The organism is Verrucosispora sp. CNZ293 (assembly GCF_002754655.1).
On sequence record NZ_PEFR01000001.1, the window covers coordinates 5,290,356 to 5,311,884 of the forward strand.

Sequence of the window (21,529 nt, forward strand, 5' to 3'; positions counted from 1 at the left end):
GACCGTCACCGTCTTCGTTGATCGCCTCGGAATTCCGTCGCCATGCCGCGCCGGGTCGACCGGTGCCCCCCGTTTCCGGTCGGCCCGGCCCCGGCTGGCGGAACGTCGAAACTGAGGGAGATGACGACGATGCACGATCTCGTGGACGCGGTCTGGCGCACCAGCAGCCGCTCCAACGACCAGGGCCTCTGCGTCGAGGTGGCCGACAACCTCGCAGGTGTCCACGGTGTGGTGGGCATACGCGACTCGAAGGACCAGGCCGGACCGGTGCTGGTGGTGAGCCCGCCGGGCTGGACCGCATTCGTCGACGCGATCCGGGCCGGCCGCTTCGTCGGCTGACGCCCGCAGGGGGTCTCCGGCGGGGTGGTTCTCCGATCGGGGACCCCGAGCCACGTTCACGCCGCGTACCGTCGGTGCCACGGGAGGTGGCATGTCGACTGTTGCGGTCCACGGTCTGGTCGCGGTGCCGGCGGCCGACTGCTGGCGGGTGCTCACCGACCTGACCCGGCCCAGGTCTGGCGGTCGGCCGGTGCACCTGCTGACGCCCGGCGGGTTCGGCCCGGGTACGTCCTGGCGTGAGACCCGGACCCGACCGGGCGGTGGCACGGTTTCCGAGGAGTTCGTCGTGCTGGCCGCCGAGCCGCCCCGGCGGCTGGTCCTCGGCTCGCCGGGTGACGGCGTCGACTACCGGATCGCCTGGACGCTCCGGGACGCCCGTCGTCGCGGGCGTCGTCACACCTCGGTGACGGTGACGGTGCGGGCCCAGCCGGCCGCGACGACCGGCCGGGCGCTCGCGTTGCTGCTCGGTGGCCTGGCCGTGCGGGCGGCCGAGCAGGTGTTGCGGCAGGACCTCGCCGCGCTGGCCGCCGCAGCCGGTGCCCGTCGCGCCGAAGTCGCCTGACCCGGCACCCACCCCGCTGTGCGTCCCGGCCCATGCCGGGCGGCGGGCGCTCGGGGGCGAGGACGCGCCCCGAGGCGGCTGGGTAGGGTGCCGTGCGGAGGTGCGGCATGGGGTGGGCAGGTCGGCGGCGGATCGTGGCGGCGGTGGCGGCGGTGGGTGTCGCCGCGGCTGTCGGGGTCATCGCGTACCGGGTCCTGGCACCGGCCGAGGTGAGCACCCCCGCTCGGGGCGACTACCCGGCGCGGAGCATGCCGGCTCCCGGGGTGACCGGGCGTCTGCCGGTCGCTCCGCTGATCATCGACGGCCGGCTGCGGGTGTACGCCGCGCCTCGGCAGGTCTATGCCGACCAGCCGGTCGACGGTCGCAGCCGGCGCACCCCGTACTGGTCCTTCCGGCGTTGGCCGGCGAGCCTGGACGCGGTGGTGACGAGCGGCACGACAGTGGTGAGCCGCTGGTCGGATGGGCAACTGGTGGCGCTCGACGCGCGTACCGGTCGGGTCGCCTGGCGGTCGGCCGGGCCGGAGCCGGCGGCGGAGCGGACAACTCGGCGCACCGGCACAGCTGTCGTCTGGCGGCCGGGTGGTCTCGTGGTGAGCCGGACCGCCGACGGCCGCCACGTGGTCGTCAGCTCCGGCGACGGTGAGGTCCGTGCCGTCGACCTGGCCGACGGTGGGCAGCTGTGGCGGGCGGCTGTGGGTTCCGGTTGCCGCGAGCCGGTGGGCAGCGGCTCCGGTGGCCGGCTGCTGACCGTTGACGACTGCGACGGCCCGGTGGTGGTCGAGTTCCGGGACGCCGCGACGGGCGTGGTGACGGCCAGGTGGCGACCGCCGGATGCCGGTGGCGAGCTGACGGCGACGCTGCTCGGCTGCGAGCCCGGCGGCGTCGGCTGTGCCGCGCTGCGGACCGCCGGGCCCGGGGACGCGTCCGCGCAAAGCTGGCTGCTCGGCCCGGCAGAACCGGTCCGGGCGCCGGTTCTGGACGGCACGGCCACCGAACTTGTCGACGGGACGGCGGTGAGCGTGGTCGGTGGGGTGCTCGTCGGCCGGGCCGTGCCCGGCGGTGCGGAGCGCTGGCGGGTCGAGGTCGGTCCGGGGCGGGTGATCGCCGTCCAGCCCGGTCGGGTGCACGTGCTGACCGAGGCGAACGAACTCGTCACGCTGGACCCGGCCACCGGTGCGCGACTGTCCGGGTTCGTCCTCGACATCGGCTCCGACGGCATCGGATGGGCACCTGGTGACGCATACGCCGCCGACGGGTACGTGGTGGTGGAACGGCTGCGCCGGCCTGTCGATCCCGACGCTGACGACCAGCGGTACTACCTCACCCCCGAAGCGCTCATCGTCGCCGCGACCTGAAGGGTCGGGACGGGCCACCTGCTCGACAAAACGGACATAAGTTACTTATAGTCTCACTGTGCGCTTCTTGGCAGCCCTGACGGGCGTGATCGTCGTCTTCGTCGCCGCCGCTCCGGCGGAGGCCGCCGCCCCGGTCGGGAGGACGGTCCGGCTGGTCAAGACCGTCGGGGTCGACATCACCGTGCCGGCCGCCGTCAACCTCGGCACCGCCTTCACCGGCGGGGTACTGACCGGGTCGCTGGGTCGGGTCGAGGTCACCGACGTTCGCGGCCCGACCAACCCGAACACCTGGGTGGCGACCGTCTCCGCCACGATTTTCACCACCGGCGGGGGTGGGGCACAGCGGACCATCTCCAACGCCGCGGTGTCCTACTGGTCAGGGCCGGCGGTGCAGAGCACCGGCGGCGGCACGCTGGTGCCCGGCCAGCCCACCCAGGCGCAGGCGGTGGCCCTGAACGTCACCCGGGAAGCCTTCCGGAAGACCTCCGGCAACGGTAACAACCGGGTCGCCTGGACCCCGAGCGTCCGCATCGTCGTGCCGAACGGCATCATCGCCGGCGTCTACACGGGCACGATCACCCACTCTGTCGCCTAATGAGGTATTTGTCCAAGAAGCCGTCACCCGGGCCCGCTGTCCGCTTTAGCGTCATCGACATGAGGAAGCCACTTCTTACCCTGACCGCCGCCGCGGCCACCGTGGTGGCCCTGGCGGCCCCCGCCGCCGCTGCGCCGTCCGGCGACACCATCGTGACCTTCACGGTCTCCACCGCCAACCTGGACATCGCCGTCCCACCGGCAGTGAACCTCGGGGCGGCGTTCGCCGGCTCCAGCATCACCGGTGAGATCGGCAACGTCACGGTCACCGACAGCCGGGCGGCGCTCAACGCCACCTGGACGGCCACGGTGAGCAGCAGTGCCTTCACCACCGGCAGTGGTGCGCCCGAGGAGACCATCCTGCCGAACCTCGTCGAGTACTGGTCCGGCGGAGCGATCTCGACGACCGGCACCGGCACCTTCGTCCCCGGCCAGCCCACCCAGTCCGACGCGGTGACCCTGAACCTGCCCCGGGTCGCCTTCTCCAAGACCTCCGGCTCCGGCAACAACTCCGCGACCTGGGCACCGGACATCCGGATCACCATTCCGGGCGGTGCGGTCGGCGGCACCTACTCGGGGGTGATCACCCATTCGGTGTCATGACCGTGTCAGCGCCCTCGCCCTGGCCGTGGCCGTCCTGGTCACGGCCGGGGCGCCGGCGTCTGCCGCGCCCGGGGCGGCGCCGGTGCCCCGCGCGGTGGCACGCGTCGAACCGGCTCCACCCGATGTCGTCGACCTGCCGGCGGCCGACCGTCGGGACGGTCGATCCAAGTCGCCGCAGCCGACCGGCAGTGCGTCACCGAGCCCCAGCGGCCCTGCCGTCTCGGTCGGGGTGCGCCTGCTCGACGCGCCGCTGAACCGCCGCGACGACTCCCGGGCGCACAAGTACATCGTCGACCACGTCAAGCCCGGCACCACGATCAAGCGACGCATCGTGTTCAAGAACTCCTCGGAGGTCCAGCGCAAGGTTGCGCTCTACGCCGCCGCGGCAGCGGTGACAAAGAAGGGTTTCGTCATCGCGCCGGACCGGACCGAGAACGAGCTGAGCAGCTGGATCAAAGTGGAGCCCGGCGAGGAGGCGCTGGCCGCCGGTGAGGAGGCGGAGGCACTTGTCACCATCCGGGTGCCGCGCGCCGCCGAAGCCGGTGAGCGGTACGGGGTGGTCTGGGCCGAGATCTCCGGCACCGACGGCCAGCAGATCCGCAACGTGGGTCGCGCCGGCATCCGGGTCTACCTCTCGGTGGGTCCGGGTGGGGAGCCGCCGTCCGGCTTCGAGATTGGGCCGCTGACCGGCCTCCGGGAGCCCGACGGCACGCCGATCGTCACCGCCGACGTGCGCAACACCGGGCAGCGGGCACTCGATCTGGCCGGCGAGCTTCGGCTCGCCGACGGGCCGGGCGGTCTCTCCACCGATCCGGTCCGGGTCGAGGCCGCGACGCTCCCGCTCGGCGGCAGCACCACCGTCCGCGTCGCGCTGGATTCCCGCCTGCCCGACGGGCCCTGGTCAGGAAAGCTCGACCTGGCCAGCGGCTGGACGAAACGCAGTGCCAGCGGCACGGTCAGCTTCGGCGGTACGACAGTTCCGGCGGCGGCCGATGCCGACCGGTCGAGCACCGTGCTGGCCGGTGGGCTGGTCGCCTCGGGGCTGGTGCTGGCGCTGCTGTTCGGCTTCGCGTACCGGCGGCGGGCGCAGCACCGCGAGCCGGTGCCGCAGGGGTAGCAGACTCCGGGCCGGTCCGCTGGGGGATGGCGGACCGGCCCGGTACGGCCCTGGATCAGCCCAGTGCTTTCTCGGCCGCCGCCAGAAAGGTGTCGTTCTCGGCCGGCGTACCGATGGTGACCCGCACCCCGTCACCGGGGAACGGGCGGACGATCACACCCCGCGACTCGCACGCCTTGCCGAACGCCACCGACCGGTCGCCCAGCGGCAGCCAGACGAAGTTCGACTGGCTGGCCGGTACGCCGGGGACGAGCTTGCTCACGGCCTCGCTCACGCGTTCGCGTTCGGCCACCACCAACGCGCACCGCCGACGCACCTCGTCGGCCTGAGCCAGGGCGGCCAACGCGCCCGCCTGGGCGGCCATACTCGTCGAGAACGGCGTGACGACCTTGCGGACCGCCGCGGCCACCTGCGGCTGCGCGACCAGGAAGCCGATCCGCAGGCCGGCCAGCCCCCACGCCTTGGACAGGGTGCGCAGCACCGCCACGTTCGGCCGGTCGGCGTAGCTCAGCCCGTCCGGCACCTCCGGGTCGGTGACGAACTCCCGGTACGCCTCGTCGATCACCACAAGCACGTCGTCAGGTACGGCGTCGAGGAATCGGTCCAGCTCGGCGCGGCGTACGGCGGTGCCGGTCGGGTTGTTGGGGTTGCAGACCAGGATCATCCGGGTGCGGTCGGTCACCGCCGCGGCCATCGCCGTCAGGTCGTGCCCGTGCCCGGCGTCGTTCGGCACCTGCACGCTCGTCGCACCGCTGGTCGCCGCGATGATCGGGTACGCCTCGAACGAGCGCCACGAGTAGACGAGTTCGTCGCCGGGCAGGCAGGTGGCGCGCACCAGGTGCTCGGCCAGCGCCACCGAGCCGCAGCCGGTCGCCACCCGGTCGGCGTCCACCCCGTACCGCTCGGCGAGCGCCTGGCGGAGCGCCACCACGCCCATGTCCGGGTAGCGGTGCACCCCGGCGACGGCCTCGGCTACCGCCTCCACCACACCGGGCAGCGGGCCGTACGGCACCTCGTTGCTGGCCAGCTTGATGGCTTCGGGCAGGCCCAGCTCACGGGCCAGGTCGGCCGGGCTGCGTCCGGGCACGTAGTTGGGCAGCGCGTCCAGGTCGGCGCGGGTCAGCCGTACCGCCGCCTGGTGTCGTCCGTCGGTCATCTGGTCTCTCCCGGAGGGTTGGCGGGGTCGTCGGGGGTACGTGGAAGCCGAACCACAACGGTCTGCGCCCGCTTGTCGTGCAGCGCCTGCCGTAGCGGATGGTCGAAGAGCGGTGAGAGCGCGTCGATCAACTGGAGCAGCAGGCCGAGACCGCAGCAGTACCACAGCAGCGTGGGCAGGCCGAGGGTGTTCCAGCGGCGCAGCGCCCGGCCGAAGCCGAGTGGCGCGTCCGCCTCGACAGGTACCGCCCGGACGCGCAACAGCCGCTTGCCGAAGGTCTGCCCGCGGGCGGCCATCGACGGCACCTCGTACGCCAGCCAGAGCGAGGTGGCGATGAGCAGGATCGTCACCACGAGCGCGCCGGCCTGATCACCGGCGGCGGGCAGCGGGTCGGAGGTGCGGTCCTGGTCCTGCACCCGACGCCAGAACTCGTCGAGTGGTGCGGAGAGTTCCTGGAGGTAGCGCCAGACGAACCAGCCGTTGACCAGGGCGTTGAGCGCGAAGACGATGCCGAAGTCGATAAGCCGGGCAGCCAGCCGGGCACCGAATGGGGCAAGCGGCATCCCGTGCGGACGGGGTGCCGGCGGTCGCCCGGGCCAGGTCGGGTACGGCCAGCCGGGCGGCGGCCCCTGCGACGGGTCACCTGTCGGCCAGGTCGGCGGCGCGCTCGCATGCCCCTGACCGCCGGGCCAACCCGGTGGCGTTCCGCCGCCCGGCTGCCCGGTCGGCGGGCCTTGCGGCCAGGTGGCCGGCGGGGTGCCGCCGGACGGCAGGTCGGTTGCGGGCGGTGCCGAGGCGGACGCCGGGGAGGTGGGCTCCGGCGACGGCTCGGGCTCGGGCGGGGGTGGGCCCTCAGGCGGCGTCGCGTCCACCGGGATGGGCGCGCCGATCCAGCCCTCGCCGTCCCAGTACCTGCGGGTTTCCGGGTCGGCGGGGTCGACGTACCAACCGGGTGCCACGCTCACGTCACGGCCTCGCTGCGCTCGTTCACCTCGACACCTTAACGACGACGGTCCCGGCGAACTTGTCGTGGAGGCACTGCTGCCAGGGCTTGTCCCACAACTGCCAGAGGCCGTCGACGTAACTGCCGCCGGGCACCAGGGACCCGCCGACGAACTGCACGAGGTACCGCTTGCCGGCCATCCGACGGTCCAGGGTGCGGGTCGGGTCGAGGGAGACCACGCGCAGCTTCATCGCCTTCTTGCCGAAGGTCTGTCCGGTGCGCTTGAGATATTCGACGTGATAGAGCCAGTACAGCCCCAGCAACAGCACGATCAGCCCGGCCTGTAGCACCAGCATCGGCAGCACGAGATCGGTGAACATCGTGGCCAGGTCCGGCTCGGCGGGTGTGCCGTCCGGGTTGGTCCAGCTGAGCGTGGAGAGTACCCGCCACGAGAAAAACAGGAAGACCGGTACGAGGAGCACCATCAGGACTCCGGTCGCGATCGCCGTGTCGATCAGGTACGCCAGCAGCCGGTCACCGAAGCTCGCCAGCGGCTGCCCGCCCGGGCCGAGCACCGGGGGCTGCACCGGGCCCCAACCCGGGGGCGGAGGTCCGGGTGCCCACCCTGGCGATGCCGGGCTGGGCGGGGCGAACTGTGGCGGGATCGGATGCGGCTGGCCCGTCGGCGGCACGGCACCGCCGGCCGGGGGCACAGGCCCGCCGGCCGGCGTCGGAAGCACGGGAGGCTGGGTCACGCTCGACAGTGTTACAGGTTGCCGCGCTTCTCCTGCTCCCGCTCGATGGCCTCGAAGAGGGCCTTGAAGTTGCCCTTGCCGAAGCCGAGCGAGCCGTGCCGCTCGATCAGCTCGAAGAAGACGGTCGGACGGTCCTGCACCGGCTTGGTGAAAATCTGCAGCAGGTAGCCGTCCTCGTCCCGGTCCACCAGGATCTTGCGGGACTTGAGTTCCTCGATCGGTACGCGTACCTCACCGATCCGGGCCCGCAGCTCCGGGTCGTCGTAGTACGAGTCCGGGGTTTCGAGGAAGTCGACGCCGGCCGCCCGCATCGCGTCGACGCTGGCCAGAATGTCGTTCGTGGCCACGGCGATATGCTGGGCACCCGGGCCCTGGTAGAACTCCAGGTACTCGTCGATCTGCGACTTCTTCTTGGCGATGGCCGGCTCGTTGAGCGGGAACTTCACCTTGCGGGTGCCGTTCGCCACGACCTTGCTCATCAGCGCCGAGTAGTCGGTGGCGATGTCGTCGCCGATGAACTCGGCCATGTTGGTGAAGCCCATGACCCGGCGGTAGAACTCGACCCACTCGTCCATCCGGCCCAGCTCGACGTTGCCGACCACGTGGTCGACCGCCTGGAAGAAGCGCTTCGGCTGGATCCCGGCGTCGATCATCGGCTGCCGGTCCACGATCGGACCCCGGGTGGCGAAGCCGGGCAGGAACGGGCCCTGGTAGCGGGACCGGTCCACGAGCGTGTGCCGGGTGTCGCCGTAGGTGGCGATGGCGGCCAGCCGTACGCTCCCGTGCTCGTCGGTCACGTCGTGCGGCTCCACCAGGCCGGTCGCGCCCTGCGCGGTGGCGTGCGCGTACGCGGCGTCGACGTCGGGCACCTCAAGCGCGATGTCGCTGACCCCGTCGCTGTGCCGGGCGACGTGCTCGGCCCCCTCGGCGTCGGGGCGTACCGCGCCGGTGAGCACGAACCGGGCCGATCCGCTGGTCAGCACGTACTCGGCGTGGTCGCGGTAGCCCTGCTCCGGTCCCCGGTACGCCACACAGGTCATGCCGAAGGCGGTCGAGTAGTAGTGCGCGGCCTGCTTGGCGTTGCCCACCAGGAAACGCACGTGGTCGAGGCCCTTGACCGGGAACGGGTCCTCGCTGGTGTCGTGGTCGACGGCGCCGACGAGGGCGTCGACGTCCACCTCCTCGGTCGACTGGGGTCGGTCGATCGCCTGGGTCATGGTGGCCTCCCTCGCGTACCGCCCGGCCTGGTGGGCCGACGGGATCGTGTGCTGCTGTGCCGAGCATCGCGGTGACCCGGCGTACTGGGCAACCCTCTCCGCCTACGCTGGTCAGGTTGCACAAACGGTATGGTGTTCACGCATGAACACTGGTCAGGTTGCCCAGCTCGACGAGCTGGATGTGCGACTCATCGAGCTGCTCGCCGAGGAACCCCGGATCGGCGTGCTGGAATGCTCGCGCCGGCTCCACGTGGCCCGGGGGACCGTCCAGGCGCGGCTCGACAAGCTGGTCGGGCGGGGGGTCATCGCCGGGTTCGGGCCGGATCTCGGCCCGGCCGCGCTCGGCTTCACGGTGACCAGCTTCGTCACCCTGGAGATCAGCCAGCGGCACGGGCACGACCCGGTCACCCGCCACCTGGCGGCGATCCCCGAGGTGCTGGAGGCGCACACCATCACCGGCTCGGGAGATCTGCTCTGTCGGATCGTGGCCCGCTCCAACACCGACCTGCAACGGGTGATCGACCAGATCGTGGCGTACGAGGGGATCACCCGCGCCTCCACGATCATCGCGCTCGCCGAGCAGATCCCCTACCGCGTCCTGCCGCTGCTGCGCTCGGCGGTGCGGTGATGCTCGTCAGTTCTCCGCCAGCGCGTCGCCGAGCGGGGTGCGGCGGTAGCGCACGGACCGGCCGGACCGGACCCGGGTGATCAGGCCGGCGTCGCGCAGTACGGACAGGTGGTCGCCGACGCCGCCCAGGCTCATCCCGAGCTGCACGACGAGCTGGCTGGTCGTGGCGGGCAGCGCGAGCGCCCGCAGCACCGCCGCGCGGGACCGCCCGACCAACCGGTCCAGCGCGTCCTCGGGGCGGCCCGGGTCGGGCGGGCCGAGCAGTTCGGCCACTCCGGAGGCGCGGTAGACGATCGCGAACGGCCAGGGCGGCTCGACGTAGTTGATCATCATGCCGAAGACGGTGGGGATGAAGAGCAGCCCCTGGCCGCCGAGGGAGTAGCTGCGGGGGTCGCGGTCGGCCACCTCGATCGCGCCGAGGCCGCCGCCGGAGACCCAGCGCAGCCTCGGGTCCAGGTCCGACACGGCGGCCCCCCAGCCGTACGCGAGCAGGCGGCCCGCGCGATGCACCAGGTCCCGTTCCAGCACCGCCCGCAGTCGCGGCCAGTCCGGCTGCACCAGGGTGGCCCAGGACGCCTCGATCGCGTCGGCCAGCCGGTCCACGACGTCCGGTGAGTCGTAGATCCGGCGAGCGTACGCCGGTGGGGTGCCCAGCCCGACGAGGTTGCGGGTCAGCTCGTCGCGAGCCTGCCCGAGCGGGGTGGCCCGGACCACTGCCAACTCGTCGGCGAAGCTGCGGCCGATGCCGTCCGGCGGTGGCTGGATGAAGTCGGCGTTGTAGCCGCCCCGGCGCAGCAGCGCCATCAGCGCGCCCACCGCCGGCTGGTCCCGGCGCAGCCGCTCGAACGCCTGTCGGGTACGGGCCACCCAGGGGGCCAGGCCCGGCACGGCGTGCTGGCCGGTGTGGACGCGCAGGGCCCAGACCGCCTCGCCCAGCGGTGAGATGGCGTACCGGCTGGCCGCCACGTCCGCCGGGGTGACCTCGATCCGCATCGCCTGACCTTTCGTTCTTCAGCGAAAGGATAGAGCGGGTCCGGCAACCGCCACCAGGCTGGCTGGCGTGAACGAGACCAGCATGAGCACGCCGAAAGTGGTCGACCGGCCGGCCACCTTCCGGGACGTCTTCGCCGTCGCCGAGTTCCGGGTGCTCTTCGCCAGCTACGGCATCTTCATCATCGGCGAGACGGTGAAGATGCTGGCCCTCTCCGTCCTCGTCTACGAGCGCACCGGCTCCGGCCTGCTGGCCGCCCTCGCGTACGTGACCGGATTCCTGCCGCACGCGCTGGGTGGGCTGTTCCTGCTGGCGCTCGCCGACAGGTGGCCGGGTCGGGCCCTGATCGTCGGGTACGACCTGGTGCGCCTGGCCATGGTGGTGGTGCTCGCCACGGGCGCGCTGTCCCCGCCGGCGATGCTCGGCCTGGTCGCCGTGGTGGCCCTCTTCGGTCCGGTGAGCAGCGCCTCGCGGAGCGCGTTGCTGCCCGAGATGCTGCACGGCGACACCTACGTGCTGGGTCGTTCGCTGCTCACCGTGGCCTCCGGGGGCACACAGGTCGCCGGGTTCGCCGTCGGTGGCCTGTTGCTCAGCCTGGTCGGGCCGTACGGCGCGCTCTGGCTGACCGCGGTGACCTGTGGCCTCTCCGCGTTGCTTGTGCGCTTCGGGGTCACCCGCCGCCCGGCACGCGCTGGACGGGCGGGCGGCGGCCCGAGGGTCGGCGCGTTCCGGGAGACCCTGCGGGTGAACCGGCACCTGCTGGCCGACCGCCGGATCCGGGGGCTGCTGCTCGCCCAGTGGCTGCCCGGGTCGCTGCTGGTCGGTGCCGAGGGAGTGGCGGTGCCGTACGCGGCCGACCTGGGCCCAGGGGCCAGCGCCGGTGTCCTGCTGATGGCCGGTGCGGGCGGCATGCTCGTCGGCGACCTGCTGGTGGGGCGGTTCGTCGCACCGGCCCGACGGGAACTCTTGACGCCGTGGCTCGCCCTGCTGTTGGGCGTACCCATGCTGGCGTTTCTGGCCCGGCCGGCGCTGCTGCCCGCGGCGGCGCTGTTCGCGGTGGCCACCGGGGGTTTCGCCTACCAGCTCGGGCTGGCCCGACGGTTCCTCGACGCGGTCCCCGAGAACCGTCGGGGGCAGGCGTTCGGCCTGGTCAGCACCGGCATGATGGCGGCGCAGGGGCTGGCCGCCGCCGGGGCCGGCGCGCTGAGCGAGGTGCTCGCCCCGGGTGTGGTGATGGCGGGCGCCGGGGCTGCCTCGCTCGTCGCGACGCTGGCCCTGTGGCCGGTCCTCACTCCCGGCGGCCGGCGCTCTCCGGCCCTCCCGGCGGAATCCACGCCGACCGTGCCCGCTCCGACGGTGTCCGCTGACCGCTGAGTCAACCGCCGTCGGTGCGATGGCCGGTGCGATCTTCCTGGCGCGACACGCGGGGCGGTGCGGGCGGTGCTCGGCGCGGATGGCTACCGTGTTCCGGTGGCGAAGGGGAGCGGCCTCGGCGTACGAAGCTGGCTCCTGCTCGGCCTGATCACGGTGGTGGTGCTGGCCGCTACCGGAGTCTGGAACCCGTTCCCCACCATGTGGGACTGGGTCAACCGGCCCCAACCGATCTCCCAGCCGGATGTGGTCTGGCAGCAGCGTATCGGCGGTACCCCGCGCAGCGTCACCATTGCCGGGGAGAGCGTCGTGATCGAGCAGCGCACCCGGGTCGAGGCGCGCAGCCTGGCCGCCGGGACCCAGCTCTGGGAGCGCAAGGCGGACTGGAGCGCGGTCACCGGGGCCGGGCCGGAAGCCGTGGTCGTCGTGGGCAAGCTGCTGGTCAAGGGGTACGAGGTGCTCGACCCCACCACCGGGGTGACCCGCCGCCGCGACGACGACGCGGTGGCCGTCTGGACCTACCGCAACCTGCTGCTTGACGCGCGCTGCGTGGAGGCAACCGACTGCACCCTGAGTGCCTGGGATCCGCGCGGCACCACTCCGCTGTGGACCGCCTTCCTGCCCGGAGTGAGCACCGGCCTGCTCGCCGACAACCCGAACCTGCTCGACACCCGGCGACTGGACAGCAACCGGATCGACGGTGAGGTGGCCGGCCCGGAGGCGGTACCGCCGCTGCTCGGCTTCCCGGTCGACGGCCGGGTGCACGTGGTGGACACCGCCACCGGGCGGGTGCTCCAGAACGTCGAGCCCGGCCGGGAGGAGCGGCTCGCCGTGATCGGCGGGCGACTGCTGCGCATCACCGCCCGTTCGCAGGACGGTACCTGCTACTACGCCATCTCCGGTCGGGACTCGGCCACCGGCCAGGAGGCGTGGCAGCAGACGGGGCTCAACCTCCGCACCGCCGACAGTGCCGGTTGCGTGCAGCGGGAAGACCCGTACGGTGCCCGCAACGTGCTGCTCGGCGTCTCGCCGGACGGTCGGGAGGCGGTCCTCGACGGGTACGACGGGCGGCTGCTGCTGGTCACCGCCAACGCCGAACGGGTGCTCGCGGTGGACGACAGGTACGCGCTGGTCCGCACCGCCGACGGGGCTACCGTCTCGGCCCGCGAACTCGGCGCCGAGCGGACGAGGTGGAACCGGCCGGCCGGCAGGAAGGCAGGCGCCGCCCTCACCCCGTACGCGGCGATCGTCACCGATGAGAAACCCAACCGACTGGTCGCGCTCGATCCGCGAACCGGGCGGGAACTGGCTGTGCTGCGTACCTCGGCGAACGCCCTGGCCGTCGGACCCGCCGGCATGGTGATCGGGGAGGGCCGGGAGATCGGGTACGTCCGCTTCGGCGCGACGGCCGGTGGTACCCCGGGTGACGCCGACGAGGCGAACCCGGGGCCCGCCGGCAGCGGTGCGGTGCCGCAGCCCCAGGACAGCTGCGGTCCGAAGAACGAGCTGTGTGCCGCCCCTGACCCCGGTAAATGATCGCGGCCCCCGGCGGGTGGGACGGACCGAACCTTCTGCCCTAGGCTTTGCCGTCATGAGCGAGCGGCAGCGAGCGAATCATCAGCTCAGTGCGGGTGGTGCCGCACGGCGACCCGGAGCGAAGCGGAGTGTCGCCGTGCGCGAGCGGCAGCGAGCGAATCATCGGCCCGGTGCGGTGGTGCCGCACGGCGGCCCGGAACGAAGCGGAGCGTCGTCGTGACCGGTGCCGACTTCGCGTACGCCCCGCTGCTGCCCACCGGACCGGACCAGACCGAGTACCGGCTGGTCACCGACGAGGGCGTCGACGTGGTGAACGGGCCGGGCGGTCGCCGGTTCCTGACTGTCGAGCCGGCCGCACTGACCGCGCTCACTGCCGAGGCGATGCACGACATCGCGCACTTCCTGCGGCCCGCGCACCTGGCCCAGCTACGGTCGATCATCGACGACCCGGCGGCCTCCCCGAACGACCGCTTCGTCGCCCTGGACCTGCTGCGCAACGCCAACATCGCCGCTGGCGGGGTGCTGCCGATGTGCCAGGACACCGGCACCGCGATCGTGATGGGCAAGCGGGGTCGGCACGTGCTCACCGACGGCTCCGACGCCGAGGCGATCTCGCGCGGCGTCTGGCAGGCGTACACCAGGTTGAACCTGCGCTACTCGCAACTCGCCCCGCTCACCATGTGGGAGGAACGCAACACCGGCAGCAACCTGCCCGCTCAGGTCGAGCTGTACGCCGAGGACCCGGACGGCCATCCGGACGCGTACAAGTTCCTCTTCATGGCGAAGGGCGGCGGTTCGGCCAACAAGTCGTACCTCTACCAGGAGACGAAGGCGCTGCTGAACCCGACGCGGATGATGCAGTTCCTGGAGGAGAAGCTGCGCCTGATCGGCACCTCCGCCTGCCCGCCGTACCACCTTGCGGTGGTGATCGGCGGCACCAGCGCCGAGTACGCCCTCAAGACCGCCAAGTACGCCTCCGCGAAGTACCTCGACGCCCTGCCCACCTCCGGTTCGATGACCGCGCACGGCTTCCGGGACCTGGAGCTGGAGGCCGAGGTGCTGGAGTTGACCCGCAACTTCGGCATCGGCGCGCAGTTCGGCGGGCGTTACTTCTGCCACGACGTGCGGGTGGTGCGGCTGCCCCGGCACGGCGCGTCCTGCCCGGTGGCGATCGCCGTCTCCTGCTCGGCGGACCGGCAGGCGGTCGCCAAGATCACCCCGTCGGGGGTGTGGCTGGAGCGACTCGAAACCGACCCGGCCCGCTACCTGCCGGACGTCACCGAAGCGCAGCTCGACACCACCGAGGTGGTCCGCGTCGACCTCAACCGGCCGATGGACGAGATCCGCGCCGAGCTGTCCAAGTACCCGGTGAAGACCCGGCTGTCGTTGAGCGGACCGCTGGTGGTGGCCCGGGACATCGCCCACGCGAAGATCGCCGAGCGGCTGGACGCGGGCGAGCCGATGCCGCAGTACCTGCGCGATCACGCCGTCTACTACGCCGGGCCGGCGAAGACCCCGGAGGGCTACGCGTCCGGCTCGTTCGGCCCGACCACCGCCGGCCGGATGGACGCGTACGTGGCGAAGTTCCAGGCCGCCGGTGGCTCGATGGTGATGCTGGCCAAGGGCAACCGGTCGGCGCAGGTGACCCGCTCCTGCGAGCAGCACGGCGGGTTCTACCTCGGCTCGATCGGTGGCCCGGCGGCCCGGCTCGCCCAGGACTGCATCAAGCGGGTCGACGTCCTGGAGTACGCCGAGCTGGGCATGGAGGCGGTCTGGAAGATCGAGGTCGAGGACTTCCCCGCCTTCATCGTCGTCGACGACAAGGGCAACGACTTCTTCGCCGAGGTCACCAAGCCGGTCCTCACCATCGGCAGCCGCTGATCACATCGGGATGACGAGGGGCGCCGGGCTTCCGCCCGGCGCCCCTGTCGTACCGGGCCTCAGCCCTCGGAGCGGACGTAGAAGTAGTAGTAGTCCTCGCCGGACGTGATGCCCGACGCGGTCCTGCTCGACACGTACAGGTAGTTGCCGCCGTCGTACTGCGGGGTCAACGTGATCGTCGCGGTGCCGTCGGCTCCGGCGGCGACCGTCCGCTCCTCCCCGTTGTACCGGTACACGAACTCGGTGCTGCCGGGCATCTGCGCGGTCAGCGTGAACTGGCCCGCGACGTTCGGGCCGCCGCCGCCGGTGGGCGGGTAGTCCGAGCTGCTCACGGTCGGGGCCAGCCGGTTGAGTATGAACGAGTGCTCGGTCTCGTCCGAGACGATCGACCCCATTTTGGCGCGTACGGTGAGCCGCACCCAGCCGGAACGGTCGGCGGGGTAGGACTGCGGCGTCCAGCTGATCGTGGCGACCCCGTCGGCGCCAGTCGTGACGGTCCGCTCCTGCTCGCCCTCGAAGGTGTAGACGTAACCGGTCACGCCGTCGTGGGTCGGGCGGAAGGTGAAGTCACCGGCGACGCCCGGTCCGCCGTTCTCCTGATAGACGGGGTAGTCCGCCGACTCGATCGTCGGTGCCCACGACGTCGCTTCGAAGTACGCCGAGGCGGTCTCGGAGACGATGCCGTCGGCGGTCCGGCTGTAGACCTCCATCCAGTGGAACCCGCCGAAGGTGGAGGTGAAGGTCACGCTGGCCGTACGGTCCGCCTCGGCGGCGACCGTCTGCTCCGGTCCGCCGGCCACCGACCAGACGTACTCGGTCACGCCGGGCATGCCGGGACGGAAGACGAACGTGCCAGGGGTACCGACAAGGGCGCCTTCGCCGCCGCCGATCGGGTACTGCTCCGATGAGACGGTGGGCTCGGTCGCCAGGTAGAAGTTGAACCGACCTTCGCCGCTGGGCAGCCCGCCGGCGGTCCGACTGGTCACGGTGAGCCGGTTCAAGCCGGACTTGCGGGGAGTGACCGTCACAGTGGCTTTACCATCAGCCCCGGCCGGCACGGTGATCGGCTCGTCGTCGTTGAGCCGGTAGGTGTACTCGACCACGTCCTCCATGCCGGGCGTGAACATCAACTCGCGGGCCTCGCCGATCGCGCCGTCCGGATTTCCGTCGGTGATCCGGGGTGCGGTGTCACGCACGAGGAACTCGTACGTCGTCTGTGCCGAGCGGTTGCCGGTCCGGTCCACGGCCTGCACGTACAGATGGTTGCGATGGTTGCGGGTCGGTGCGTGGCTGATGGTGGCGGCCCCTGACTCGTCGGCGGCCACGTAGGAGCTTGGGAAGCTCTCACCGTAGTAGTAGCCGGCGATGTCGTCCGCGCCCGGCGCGCTGAGGTGGAAGGTGCCGGGAATGCCCGGGCCGCCGTGACCCGGCTGGCTCCAGTCGGACGGGTAGTCGGTGGAGGTGACCGTCGGGGCCGGCGGGCGCACCGTGTCGACGGTGAACCGGCACTCCGGTGACCAGGCGGAGTTGGCGTGCTGGTCGGCGGCGCGCACCGAGAAGGCGTACGTCCCGCCGTGGACCATCCGGCCCTCCGGCACGGTGTAGCTGAAGTAGGTCGGCGCGTAGTCGCGGTAGGACGTCCACTCGGTGCGCTCGGTGGGCCGATCCACCGGCCACCAGGCGAAGGTCGCGGTCACCTGATCTCCGGCCATCCCGTCGACCTTGTCCGGGTCGGTGACCTCGGCGCGGAGCACCGGCGTGGTGGTGCCGATCAGGCGACCGTCCGCGCAGGCGAGACCGGCGACAGCCAACGCGCTGGGTACGTCGGGCGCGGCGTTCGCCTCGATCGAGATGCCCAACGGCGTGATCCACCGGCTGAAGGGCTTCTTCTTCTCGTGTTTCCCGGCGATCCGGGCCATCAGGGTGAGTTTGTCCTGCCCGTCGGCAACCGCCCGGCGCAGCGTCTCGGTGAGGTCGAGTTCCAGGTAGCTGGCCGGGCAGGCGGGGGAATCGAAGACGTCACCGGCACGCTCGTGTACCCGCGGTGCGGTTTTCCAGGTCGGGGGCTGTGCCGGCGTGTCGGTGCGCCAAATCTCGATCTTGCGAGGCTTCTCGCAGTCGGTCACCGACGACTCGCCGACGACTCCGTAGGCGCGGATGACGTCCTTGCCCTGATAGCGGGTGAGGTCGAAGGTGAAGTACGCCCGAGAGGTGTGGTTGCCCTCGTCGGACGTCCAGGAACCGACCGGCACCTTGTCGGTGGTGCCGACCGGGAACGCGACGGACGGCTGCTTGGCGTCGGTGTAGCCGACGCTCGTCGCACGCTCGAACCTCGTCACGCCGGCGGTCGCCGGCGTGGTGACGAGCACGGCGAGCGGTGCGGTGAGCAGGGCGGCTACGCCGGTGATGAGAAATCGGCGTGGCGCGCGCCACTGGCGTACGATGCGCATGCCGGTGGTACCCCCGTTGTCATGCAACGTGCAAACCTCCTGAGCGGAGTGGCGAGATCTCGACGATCTTAAGAGCGTCACTGCCTGGGAAGCGCCAGACTTTCGGGTGGAAGCTGGCTCCCGGCCGGCTCGGTGGCTCATCCGGAATCGCGCGGCTGGGGCGAACATCTGCACGTCGTCGCGGTGCGCGGCAGGATGGTACGCGTGACGACTCCAGAGAGCACCGGGTACCGGATCGAACGCGACTCGATGGGCGAGGTGGAGGTGCCCGCCGAGGCGCTGTGGCGGGCCCAGACGCAGCGGGCGGTGCAGAACTTCCCGATCTCCGGCCGGGGGATCGAGCCGGCCCAGATCCGGGCGCTGGCTCAGATCAAGGGTGCTGCGGCCGAGGTGAACGGCGACCTGGGGGTGATCGACGCGAACGTTGCCGCGGCGATCGCCGCAGCCGCGGCGCACGTGGCCGACGGCGGGTACGACGACCAGTTTCCGGTGGACGTGTTCCAGACCGGCTCCGGCACGTCGTCAAACATGAACACCAACGAGGTGATCGCCACCCTGGCCGGGCGGGAACTGGGCAGCAGCGTTCACCCCAACGACGACGTCAACGCCTCGCAGTCCAGTAACGACGTCTTCCCCTCGTCGATCCATCTGGCGGCCACCGAGGCCGTCGTACGGGATCTGCTGCCGGCGCTGGACCACCTGGCCGCCGCGCTGGAGGCGAAGTCGTCGGAGTTCGAGACCGTCGTGAAGGCCGGGCGTACGCACCTGATGGACGCCACCCCGGTGACGCTCGGGCAGGAGTTCGGCGGGTACGCCGCCCAGGTCCGCTACGGCATCGAACGCCTCCAGGCCGCGTTGCCCCGGCTGGCCGAGCTGCCGCTGGGCGGTACTGCGGTCGGCACCGGCATCAACACCCCGCTCGGCTTCGCCGCCCGGGTGATCGAGAAGCTGCGTGCCTCGACCGGGCTGCCGTTGACCGAGGCGCGCAACCATTTCGAGGCGCAGGGTGCGCGGGACGCCCTGGTCGAGACGTCTGGGCAACTGCGCACCGTCGCGGTCGGGCTCTACAAGATTGCCAACGACATCCGTTGGATGGGTTCCGGCCCCCGCGCCGGCCTGCGGGAACTGCGCATCCCGGACCTCCAGCCGGGTTCGTCGATCATGCCGGGCAAGGTCAACCCGGTGGTCTGCGAGGCCGTCCGGCAGGTCTGCGCGCAGGTGGTCGGCAACGACGCGACAGTGGCCTTCGCCGGCTCGCAGGGCGACTTCGAGCTGAACGTCATGCTGCCGGTGATGGGCCGCAACCTGCTGGAGTCGATTCGGTTGATCGCCGCGTCGAGCCGCCTGCTCGCCGACCGGTGCGTGGTCGGCCTGGTCGCGGACGCCGAGGTCTGCCTGTCGTACGCCGAGGGCTCGCCGTCGATCGTCACCCCGTTGAACCGTCACCTCGGGTACGACGAGGCCGCCTCGATCGCCAAGGAGGCGCTGGAGAAGCAGATCTCCATCAAGGAGGTGGTGATCTCGCGGGGCCACGTCGACTCCGGCAAGCTCTCCGAGACCCAGTTGGACGAGGCACTCGACCTGCTCCGGATGACCCACCCCTGACCCCGCCCGTCCGGCCGGGCTTGATCGACTCGTCGGTCCGCTGGTCATCGGGTCAGGAGCGGGCGGCGGCCTTGCGGGCCCGGTAGGCGCTGACCGCGGCCCGGTTGCCGCAGCCGGCCTCGCAGAACCGGCGGGAACGGTTCTTGGAGAGGTCGACGAGCACGTTGTCGCAGTCGGGGTGGTCGCAGATGCGCAGCCGGCGCAGTTCACCACCGCGTACCACGTCGGCGATCGCCATCGCCGCCTCGACAGCCATCCGGGTGGCCAGCGGAGCGTCCCGGGGCACGGCGTGCAGGTGGTACGGCTCGGTGTCGTGGGTGATGAGCTGGGGCAGCGCCCGGTGTTCGCGGAGCAGGGCGTTGACGATCGAGACGATCTCCTCGACCTCGGCGTACCAGATCCGGCGTAGCCGAGGGCGTAGCGCGCGTACGGCCCGTAGTTCGGCATCTGTGTGTTCGTGCCGACCACTGTAGGAGTGGACGTTGTAGAAGGCGTCGAGGGCGGCGACGTCCAGGAGTGTCTCTCCGTCGGAACCGGCGGTGTTCACAAGCGCGGCGGTAGCGATGAGCGAACACTCGGTGTCATGGGCGAAAAGCAACTTGACTCCTGTCGTGGCCCGGGTCTAGCGTCATCGGCGTAACCTATTTTTGCCCATGGCGGGCAGTCGTGCCAAGGAGAGCCCATGCGTCAACCGTCCGCCGCGGGTACCGGCCTCGCGCTGGCGTTGCTCTCTGCGATCACCTTCGCCACCTCGGGCACCTTCGCCCGGTCCCTGATCGACGACGGCTGGTCGGCCGAGGCGGTGGTCATCGCCCGGGTCGGCATCGCCGCCCTGATCCTGGCAGTGCCCGCCATGCTCGTCCTGCGCGGTCGGTGGCAGGTGCTGCGCCGCAACCTCGCCTCGATCGGCGTCTTCGGGCTGCTCGGTGTCGCGGTCGCCCAGGCGTGCTTCTTCAACGCGGTGCGCTACCTGCCGGTCGGCGTCGCGCTGCTGCTGGAGTACCTGGGCATCGTTCTCGTCGTCGGCTGGACCTGGCTGGTGCAGGGCCAGCGTCCCCGTCGGCTGACCGTCGCCGGGTCGGCAGCGGCCATGGCCGGCCTGGTCTTCGTGCTCGACCTGACCGGGGCGGGCCGACTCGACCTGGTCGGCGTGCTCTGGGGGCTCGGCGCGGCGGTCGGGTTGGCCGGGTACTTCGTGCTCGCCGGCCGGGTCGACCCGGCCCTGCCGTCGATGGTGATGGCCAGCGGCGGGATGGCCGCAGGTGCCGGCGTGCTGCTGCTGCTCGGCCTGACCGGGGCCCTCCCGCTGCGGGCCACCTTCGACACCGTGCAGTTCGCCGGCATGCAGACCAGTTGGTTGGTGCCGATCGCCGGCCTGACGCTGGTGGCCGCTGTGGTCGCCTATCTGGCCGGGATCGCCGCGGTACGGACGCTCGGTTCCCGGCTGGCCTCGTTCGTCGGGCTGACCGAGGTGATGTTCGCGGTCCTGATCGCCTGGCTGGTACTGGGGGAGCTGCCGACCGTGGTGCAACTGTTCGGCGGACTGCTGATCGTCGCGGGTGTGGCGCTGGTCCGCCTGGACGAGCTGCGCAGCCCCGTCGCGCCCACCCGCCCGGAGACGGCGGAGCCGGCCCTGCGGTGACAGGCTGGCGGCATGCTGACCACAGTGGTGTTCGATGCCGACGAGACCCTTGTCGATCTGCGGCCGGCCGTCACCGCCGGGCTGGAGGCTTTACTTGTGCAGATGCGGCGGCTGACCCCGGTCGCGGCCGGCGTCACCCTCGCGGACCTGGAATCGGACTGGGGCGCGGTCTTCGGGGATCTCGCCGCCGCGCCGGTGGCCGAGATCCGGCGTGCTGCCCTGGCCCGGTCCCTGGACCGGGCGGGTCTCGGTGCCCACCTGGACAGGATCAGTGCACTCTTCTTCGCCCGCCGCTTCGCGCTGACCCGGCCGTTCGCCGACGCGCTGCCGGCACTGGCCGCCCTGCGCCACCGCTGGACGCTGGGTCTCGCCAGCAACGGCAACAGCTACGCCGAACGCTGCGGCCTCGCCGGCGAGTTCACCTTCGAGGTGTACGCGCACCGCGAGGGGGTGCCGAAGAAACCTGACCCGGATTTCTACGCGGCGGTGTGTGCGGCCGCCGGAGTGGACCCGGCCCAGGTGGTGCACGTCGGCGACAACCTGGCGCACGACGTGGTCGGCGCGCAGCAGGCCGGCCTACGGGCCGTCTGGCTCGACCGCCGGGGTGAGCGGCTGCCGGCCGGTGTGGTGCCGGACGCCGTGATCTCGACGCTTGCTGAGCTGCCCACCGTGCTGGCTGATCTTTCCGGCGAAGCGGATCTTCCGCCGCGATTCAGACGCTGCTCTGGCGAAACCTCACGCGTTGATGTCTGATGACGCCAGTCCCTCAACGAGAGGATTCAAT

General features: G+C 71.6%; 20 protein-coding genes. 13 read left to right on the top strand and 7 right to left on the bottom strand.

Annotation, left to right across the window (positions count from 1 at the left end):
• The first annotated feature begins 129 nt into the window (after positions 1–129).
• The 6 genes from CLT74_RS24130 (at position 130) to CLT74_RS24155 (ending at position 4,570) form a co-directional block, all read left to right on the top strand.
• On the top strand, positions 130–339 hold the full coding sequence (locus tag CLT74_RS24130) for a DUF397 domain-containing protein (RefSeq protein WP_099852772.1): 210 nt from the start codon (positions 130–132) through the stop codon (positions 337–339).
• Between the two features lie 91 nt (positions 340–430).
• Complete coding sequence (locus CLT74_RS24135) at positions 431–901, top strand: SRPBCC family protein (protein WP_099849107.1); 471 nt, start codon at positions 431–433, stop codon at positions 899–901.
• Between the two features lie 107 nt (positions 902–1,008).
• Positions 1,009–2,256 carry an outer membrane protein assembly factor BamB family protein gene (locus CLT74_RS24140; RefSeq protein WP_099849110.1) on the top strand — a complete coding sequence of 416 codons (1,248 nt, stop codon included), beginning with the start codon at positions 1,009–1,011 and terminating at the stop codon, positions 2,254–2,256.
• Between the two features lie 67 nt (positions 2,257–2,323).
• Positions 2,324–2,851: a WxL domain-containing protein gene (locus tag CLT74_RS24145; RefSeq protein WP_486582555.1), complete on the top strand. Its 528-nt coding sequence runs from the start codon at positions 2,324–2,326 to the stop codon at positions 2,849–2,851.
• Positions 2,852–2,910: 59 nt separating this feature from the next.
• Positions 2,911–3,453, top strand: a complete 543-nt coding sequence (locus CLT74_RS24150) for a hypothetical protein (RefSeq protein ID WP_099849115.1) — start codon at positions 2,911–2,913, stop codon at positions 3,451–3,453.
• Positions 3,454–3,547: 94 nt separating this feature from the next.
• Positions 3,548–4,570, top strand: coding sequence for a hypothetical protein (locus CLT74_RS24155; protein ID WP_199172250.1), 1,023 nt, complete (start codon positions 3,548–3,550; stop codon positions 4,568–4,570).
• A 55-nt stretch (positions 4,571–4,625) separates the two neighbouring features.
• Here CLT74_RS24155 and hisC read toward each other — a convergent pair whose 3' ends face one another.
• From hisC to hppD, 4 genes are all read right to left on the bottom strand, one after another.
• A complete protein-coding gene (hisC, locus tag CLT74_RS24160) occupies positions 4,626–5,726 on the bottom strand; it encodes a histidinol-phosphate transaminase (protein WP_099849117.1) in 1,101 nt (366 codons plus the stop codon).
• Complete coding sequence (locus tag CLT74_RS24165) at positions 5,723–6,691, bottom strand: RDD family protein (protein WP_099849120.1); 969 nt, start codon at positions 6,689–6,691, stop codon at positions 5,723–5,725. Before CLT74_RS24165 ends, hisC begins: the two co-directional genes overlap by 4 nt.
• A 22-nt stretch (positions 6,692–6,713) precedes the next feature.
• Positions 6,714–7,256, bottom strand: coding sequence for an RDD family protein (locus CLT74_RS24170; RefSeq protein WP_486582556.1), 543 nt, complete (start codon positions 7,254–7,256; stop codon positions 6,714–6,716).
• A 179-nt stretch (positions 7,257–7,435) separates the two neighbouring features.
• Positions 7,436–8,641: a 4-hydroxyphenylpyruvate dioxygenase gene (gene hppD / locus CLT74_RS24175; protein WP_099849126.1), complete on the bottom strand. Its 1,206-nt coding sequence runs from the start codon at positions 8,639–8,641 to the stop codon at positions 7,436–7,438.
• Between the two features lie 142 nt (positions 8,642–8,783).
• Here hppD and CLT74_RS24180 point away from each other — a divergent pair, with 142 nt between their 5' ends.
• A complete protein-coding gene (locus CLT74_RS24180) occupies positions 8,784–9,269 on the top strand; it encodes an Lrp/AsnC family transcriptional regulator (protein WP_099849129.1) in 486 nt (161 codons plus the stop codon).
• 6 nt (positions 9,270–9,275) lie between these two features.
• Here the strand turns inward: CLT74_RS24180 and CLT74_RS24185 are convergent, their stop codons facing one another.
• Positions 9,276–10,262 carry a winged helix-turn-helix domain-containing protein gene (locus CLT74_RS24185; RefSeq protein WP_099849131.1) on the bottom strand — a complete coding sequence of 329 codons (987 nt, stop codon included), beginning with the start codon at positions 10,260–10,262 and terminating at the stop codon, positions 9,276–9,278.
• 82 nt (positions 10,263–10,344) lie between these two features.
• Here CLT74_RS24185 and CLT74_RS24190 point away from each other — a divergent pair, with 82 nt between their 5' ends.
• The 3 genes from CLT74_RS24190 to CLT74_RS24200 all read left to right on the top strand — a co-directional run bounded on the left by CLT74_RS24190 (position 10,345) and on the right by CLT74_RS24200 (position 15,048).
• A complete protein-coding gene (locus tag CLT74_RS24190) occupies positions 10,345–11,634 on the top strand; it encodes an MFS transporter (protein ID WP_099852778.1) in 1,290 nt (429 codons plus the stop codon).
• Between the two features lie 96 nt (positions 11,635–11,730).
• Positions 11,731–13,167 (top strand): outer membrane protein assembly factor BamB family protein, encoded by a 1,437-nt coding sequence (locus CLT74_RS24195; RefSeq protein WP_099852781.1) that lies wholly within the window; start codon positions 11,731–11,733, stop codon positions 13,165–13,167.
• A 216-nt stretch (positions 13,168–13,383) separates the two neighbouring features.
• Entirely contained in the window at positions 13,384–15,048 is a 1,665-nt protein-coding gene (locus tag CLT74_RS24200) for a fumarate hydratase (protein ID WP_099849133.1), read from the top strand.
• 59 nt (positions 15,049–15,107) lie between these two features.
• Here CLT74_RS24200 and CLT74_RS24205 read toward each other — a convergent pair whose 3' ends face one another.
• Entirely contained in the window at positions 15,108–17,498 is a 2,391-nt protein-coding gene (locus CLT74_RS24205) for a hypothetical protein (RefSeq protein WP_143697205.1), read from the bottom strand.
• Positions 17,499–17,693: 195 nt separating this feature from the next.
• Between CLT74_RS24205 and CLT74_RS24210 the strand changes: the two genes are divergently transcribed.
• Positions 17,694–19,103 carry a class II fumarate hydratase gene (locus CLT74_RS24210; protein ID WP_199172251.1) on the top strand — a complete coding sequence of 470 codons (1,410 nt, stop codon included), beginning with the start codon at positions 17,694–17,696 and terminating at the stop codon, positions 19,101–19,103.
• Positions 19,104–19,155: 52 nt separating this feature from the next.
• On the opposite strand, the gene CLT74_RS24215 is transcribed toward CLT74_RS24210, so the two are convergent.
• Positions 19,156–19,701, bottom strand: a complete 546-nt coding sequence (locus CLT74_RS24215) for a CGNR zinc finger domain-containing protein (RefSeq protein WP_099849137.1) — start codon at positions 19,699–19,701, stop codon at positions 19,156–19,158.
• Between the two features lie 84 nt (positions 19,702–19,785).
• On the opposite strand from CLT74_RS24215, the gene CLT74_RS24220 reads away from it, so the two are divergent.
• Both CLT74_RS24220 and CLT74_RS24225 read left to right on the top strand, forming a co-directional pair.
• Positions 19,786–20,745 (top strand): DMT family transporter, encoded by a 960-nt coding sequence (locus CLT74_RS24220; RefSeq protein WP_099849139.1) that lies wholly within the window; start codon positions 19,786–19,788, stop codon positions 20,743–20,745.
• 12 nt (positions 20,746–20,757) lie between these two features.
• On the top strand, positions 20,758–21,498 hold the full coding sequence (locus tag CLT74_RS24225) for an HAD family hydrolase (RefSeq protein WP_099849141.1): 741 nt from the start codon (positions 20,758–20,760) through the stop codon (positions 21,496–21,498).
• Positions 21,499–21,529 lie beyond the last annotated feature (31 nt).

Coding starts and splice junctions, on each gene's coding strand:
- CLT74_RS24130 (WP_099852772.1), top strand. CDS start 130: ATGCACGATCTCGTGGACGCGGTCTGGCGCACCAGCAGCCGCTCCAAC.
- CLT74_RS24225 (WP_099849141.1), top strand. CDS start 20,758: ATGCTGACCACAGTGGTGTTCGATGCCGACGAGACCCTTGTCGATCTG.
- CLT74_RS24140 (WP_099849110.1), top strand. CDS start 1,009: ATGGGGTGGGCAGGTCGGCGGCGGATCGTGGCGGCGGTGGCGGCGGTG.
- CLT74_RS24210 (WP_199172251.1), top strand. CDS start 17,694: ATGGTACGCGTGACGACTCCAGAGAGCACCGGGTACCGGATCGAACGC.
- hisC (WP_099849117.1), bottom strand. CDS start 5,726: ATGACCGACGGACGACACCAGGCGGCGGTACGGCTGACCCGCGCCGAC.
- CLT74_RS24220 (WP_099849139.1), top strand. CDS start 19,786: ATGCGTCAACCGTCCGCCGCGGGTACCGGCCTCGCGCTGGCGTTGCTC.
- CLT74_RS24180 (WP_099849129.1), top strand. CDS start 8,784: ATGAACACTGGTCAGGTTGCCCAGCTCGACGAGCTGGATGTGCGACTC.
- CLT74_RS24150 (WP_099849115.1), top strand. CDS start 2,911: ATGAGGAAGCCACTTCTTACCCTGACCGCCGCCGCGGCCACCGTGGTG.
- CLT74_RS24190 (WP_099852778.1), top strand. CDS start 10,345: ATGAGCACGCCGAAAGTGGTCGACCGGCCGGCCACCTTCCGGGACGTC.
- CLT74_RS24185 (WP_099849131.1), bottom strand. CDS start 10,262: ATGCGGATCGAGGTCACCCCGGCGGACGTGGCGGCCAGCCGGTACGCC.
- hppD (WP_099849126.1), bottom strand. CDS start 8,641: ATGACCCAGGCGATCGACCGACCCCAGTCGACCGAGGAGGTGGACGTC.
- CLT74_RS24205 (WP_143697205.1), bottom strand. CDS start 17,498: ATGCGCATCGTACGCCAGTGGCGCGCGCCACGCCGATTTCTCATCACC.
- CLT74_RS24135 (WP_099849107.1), top strand. CDS start 431: ATGTCGACTGTTGCGGTCCACGGTCTGGTCGCGGTGCCGGCGGCCGAC.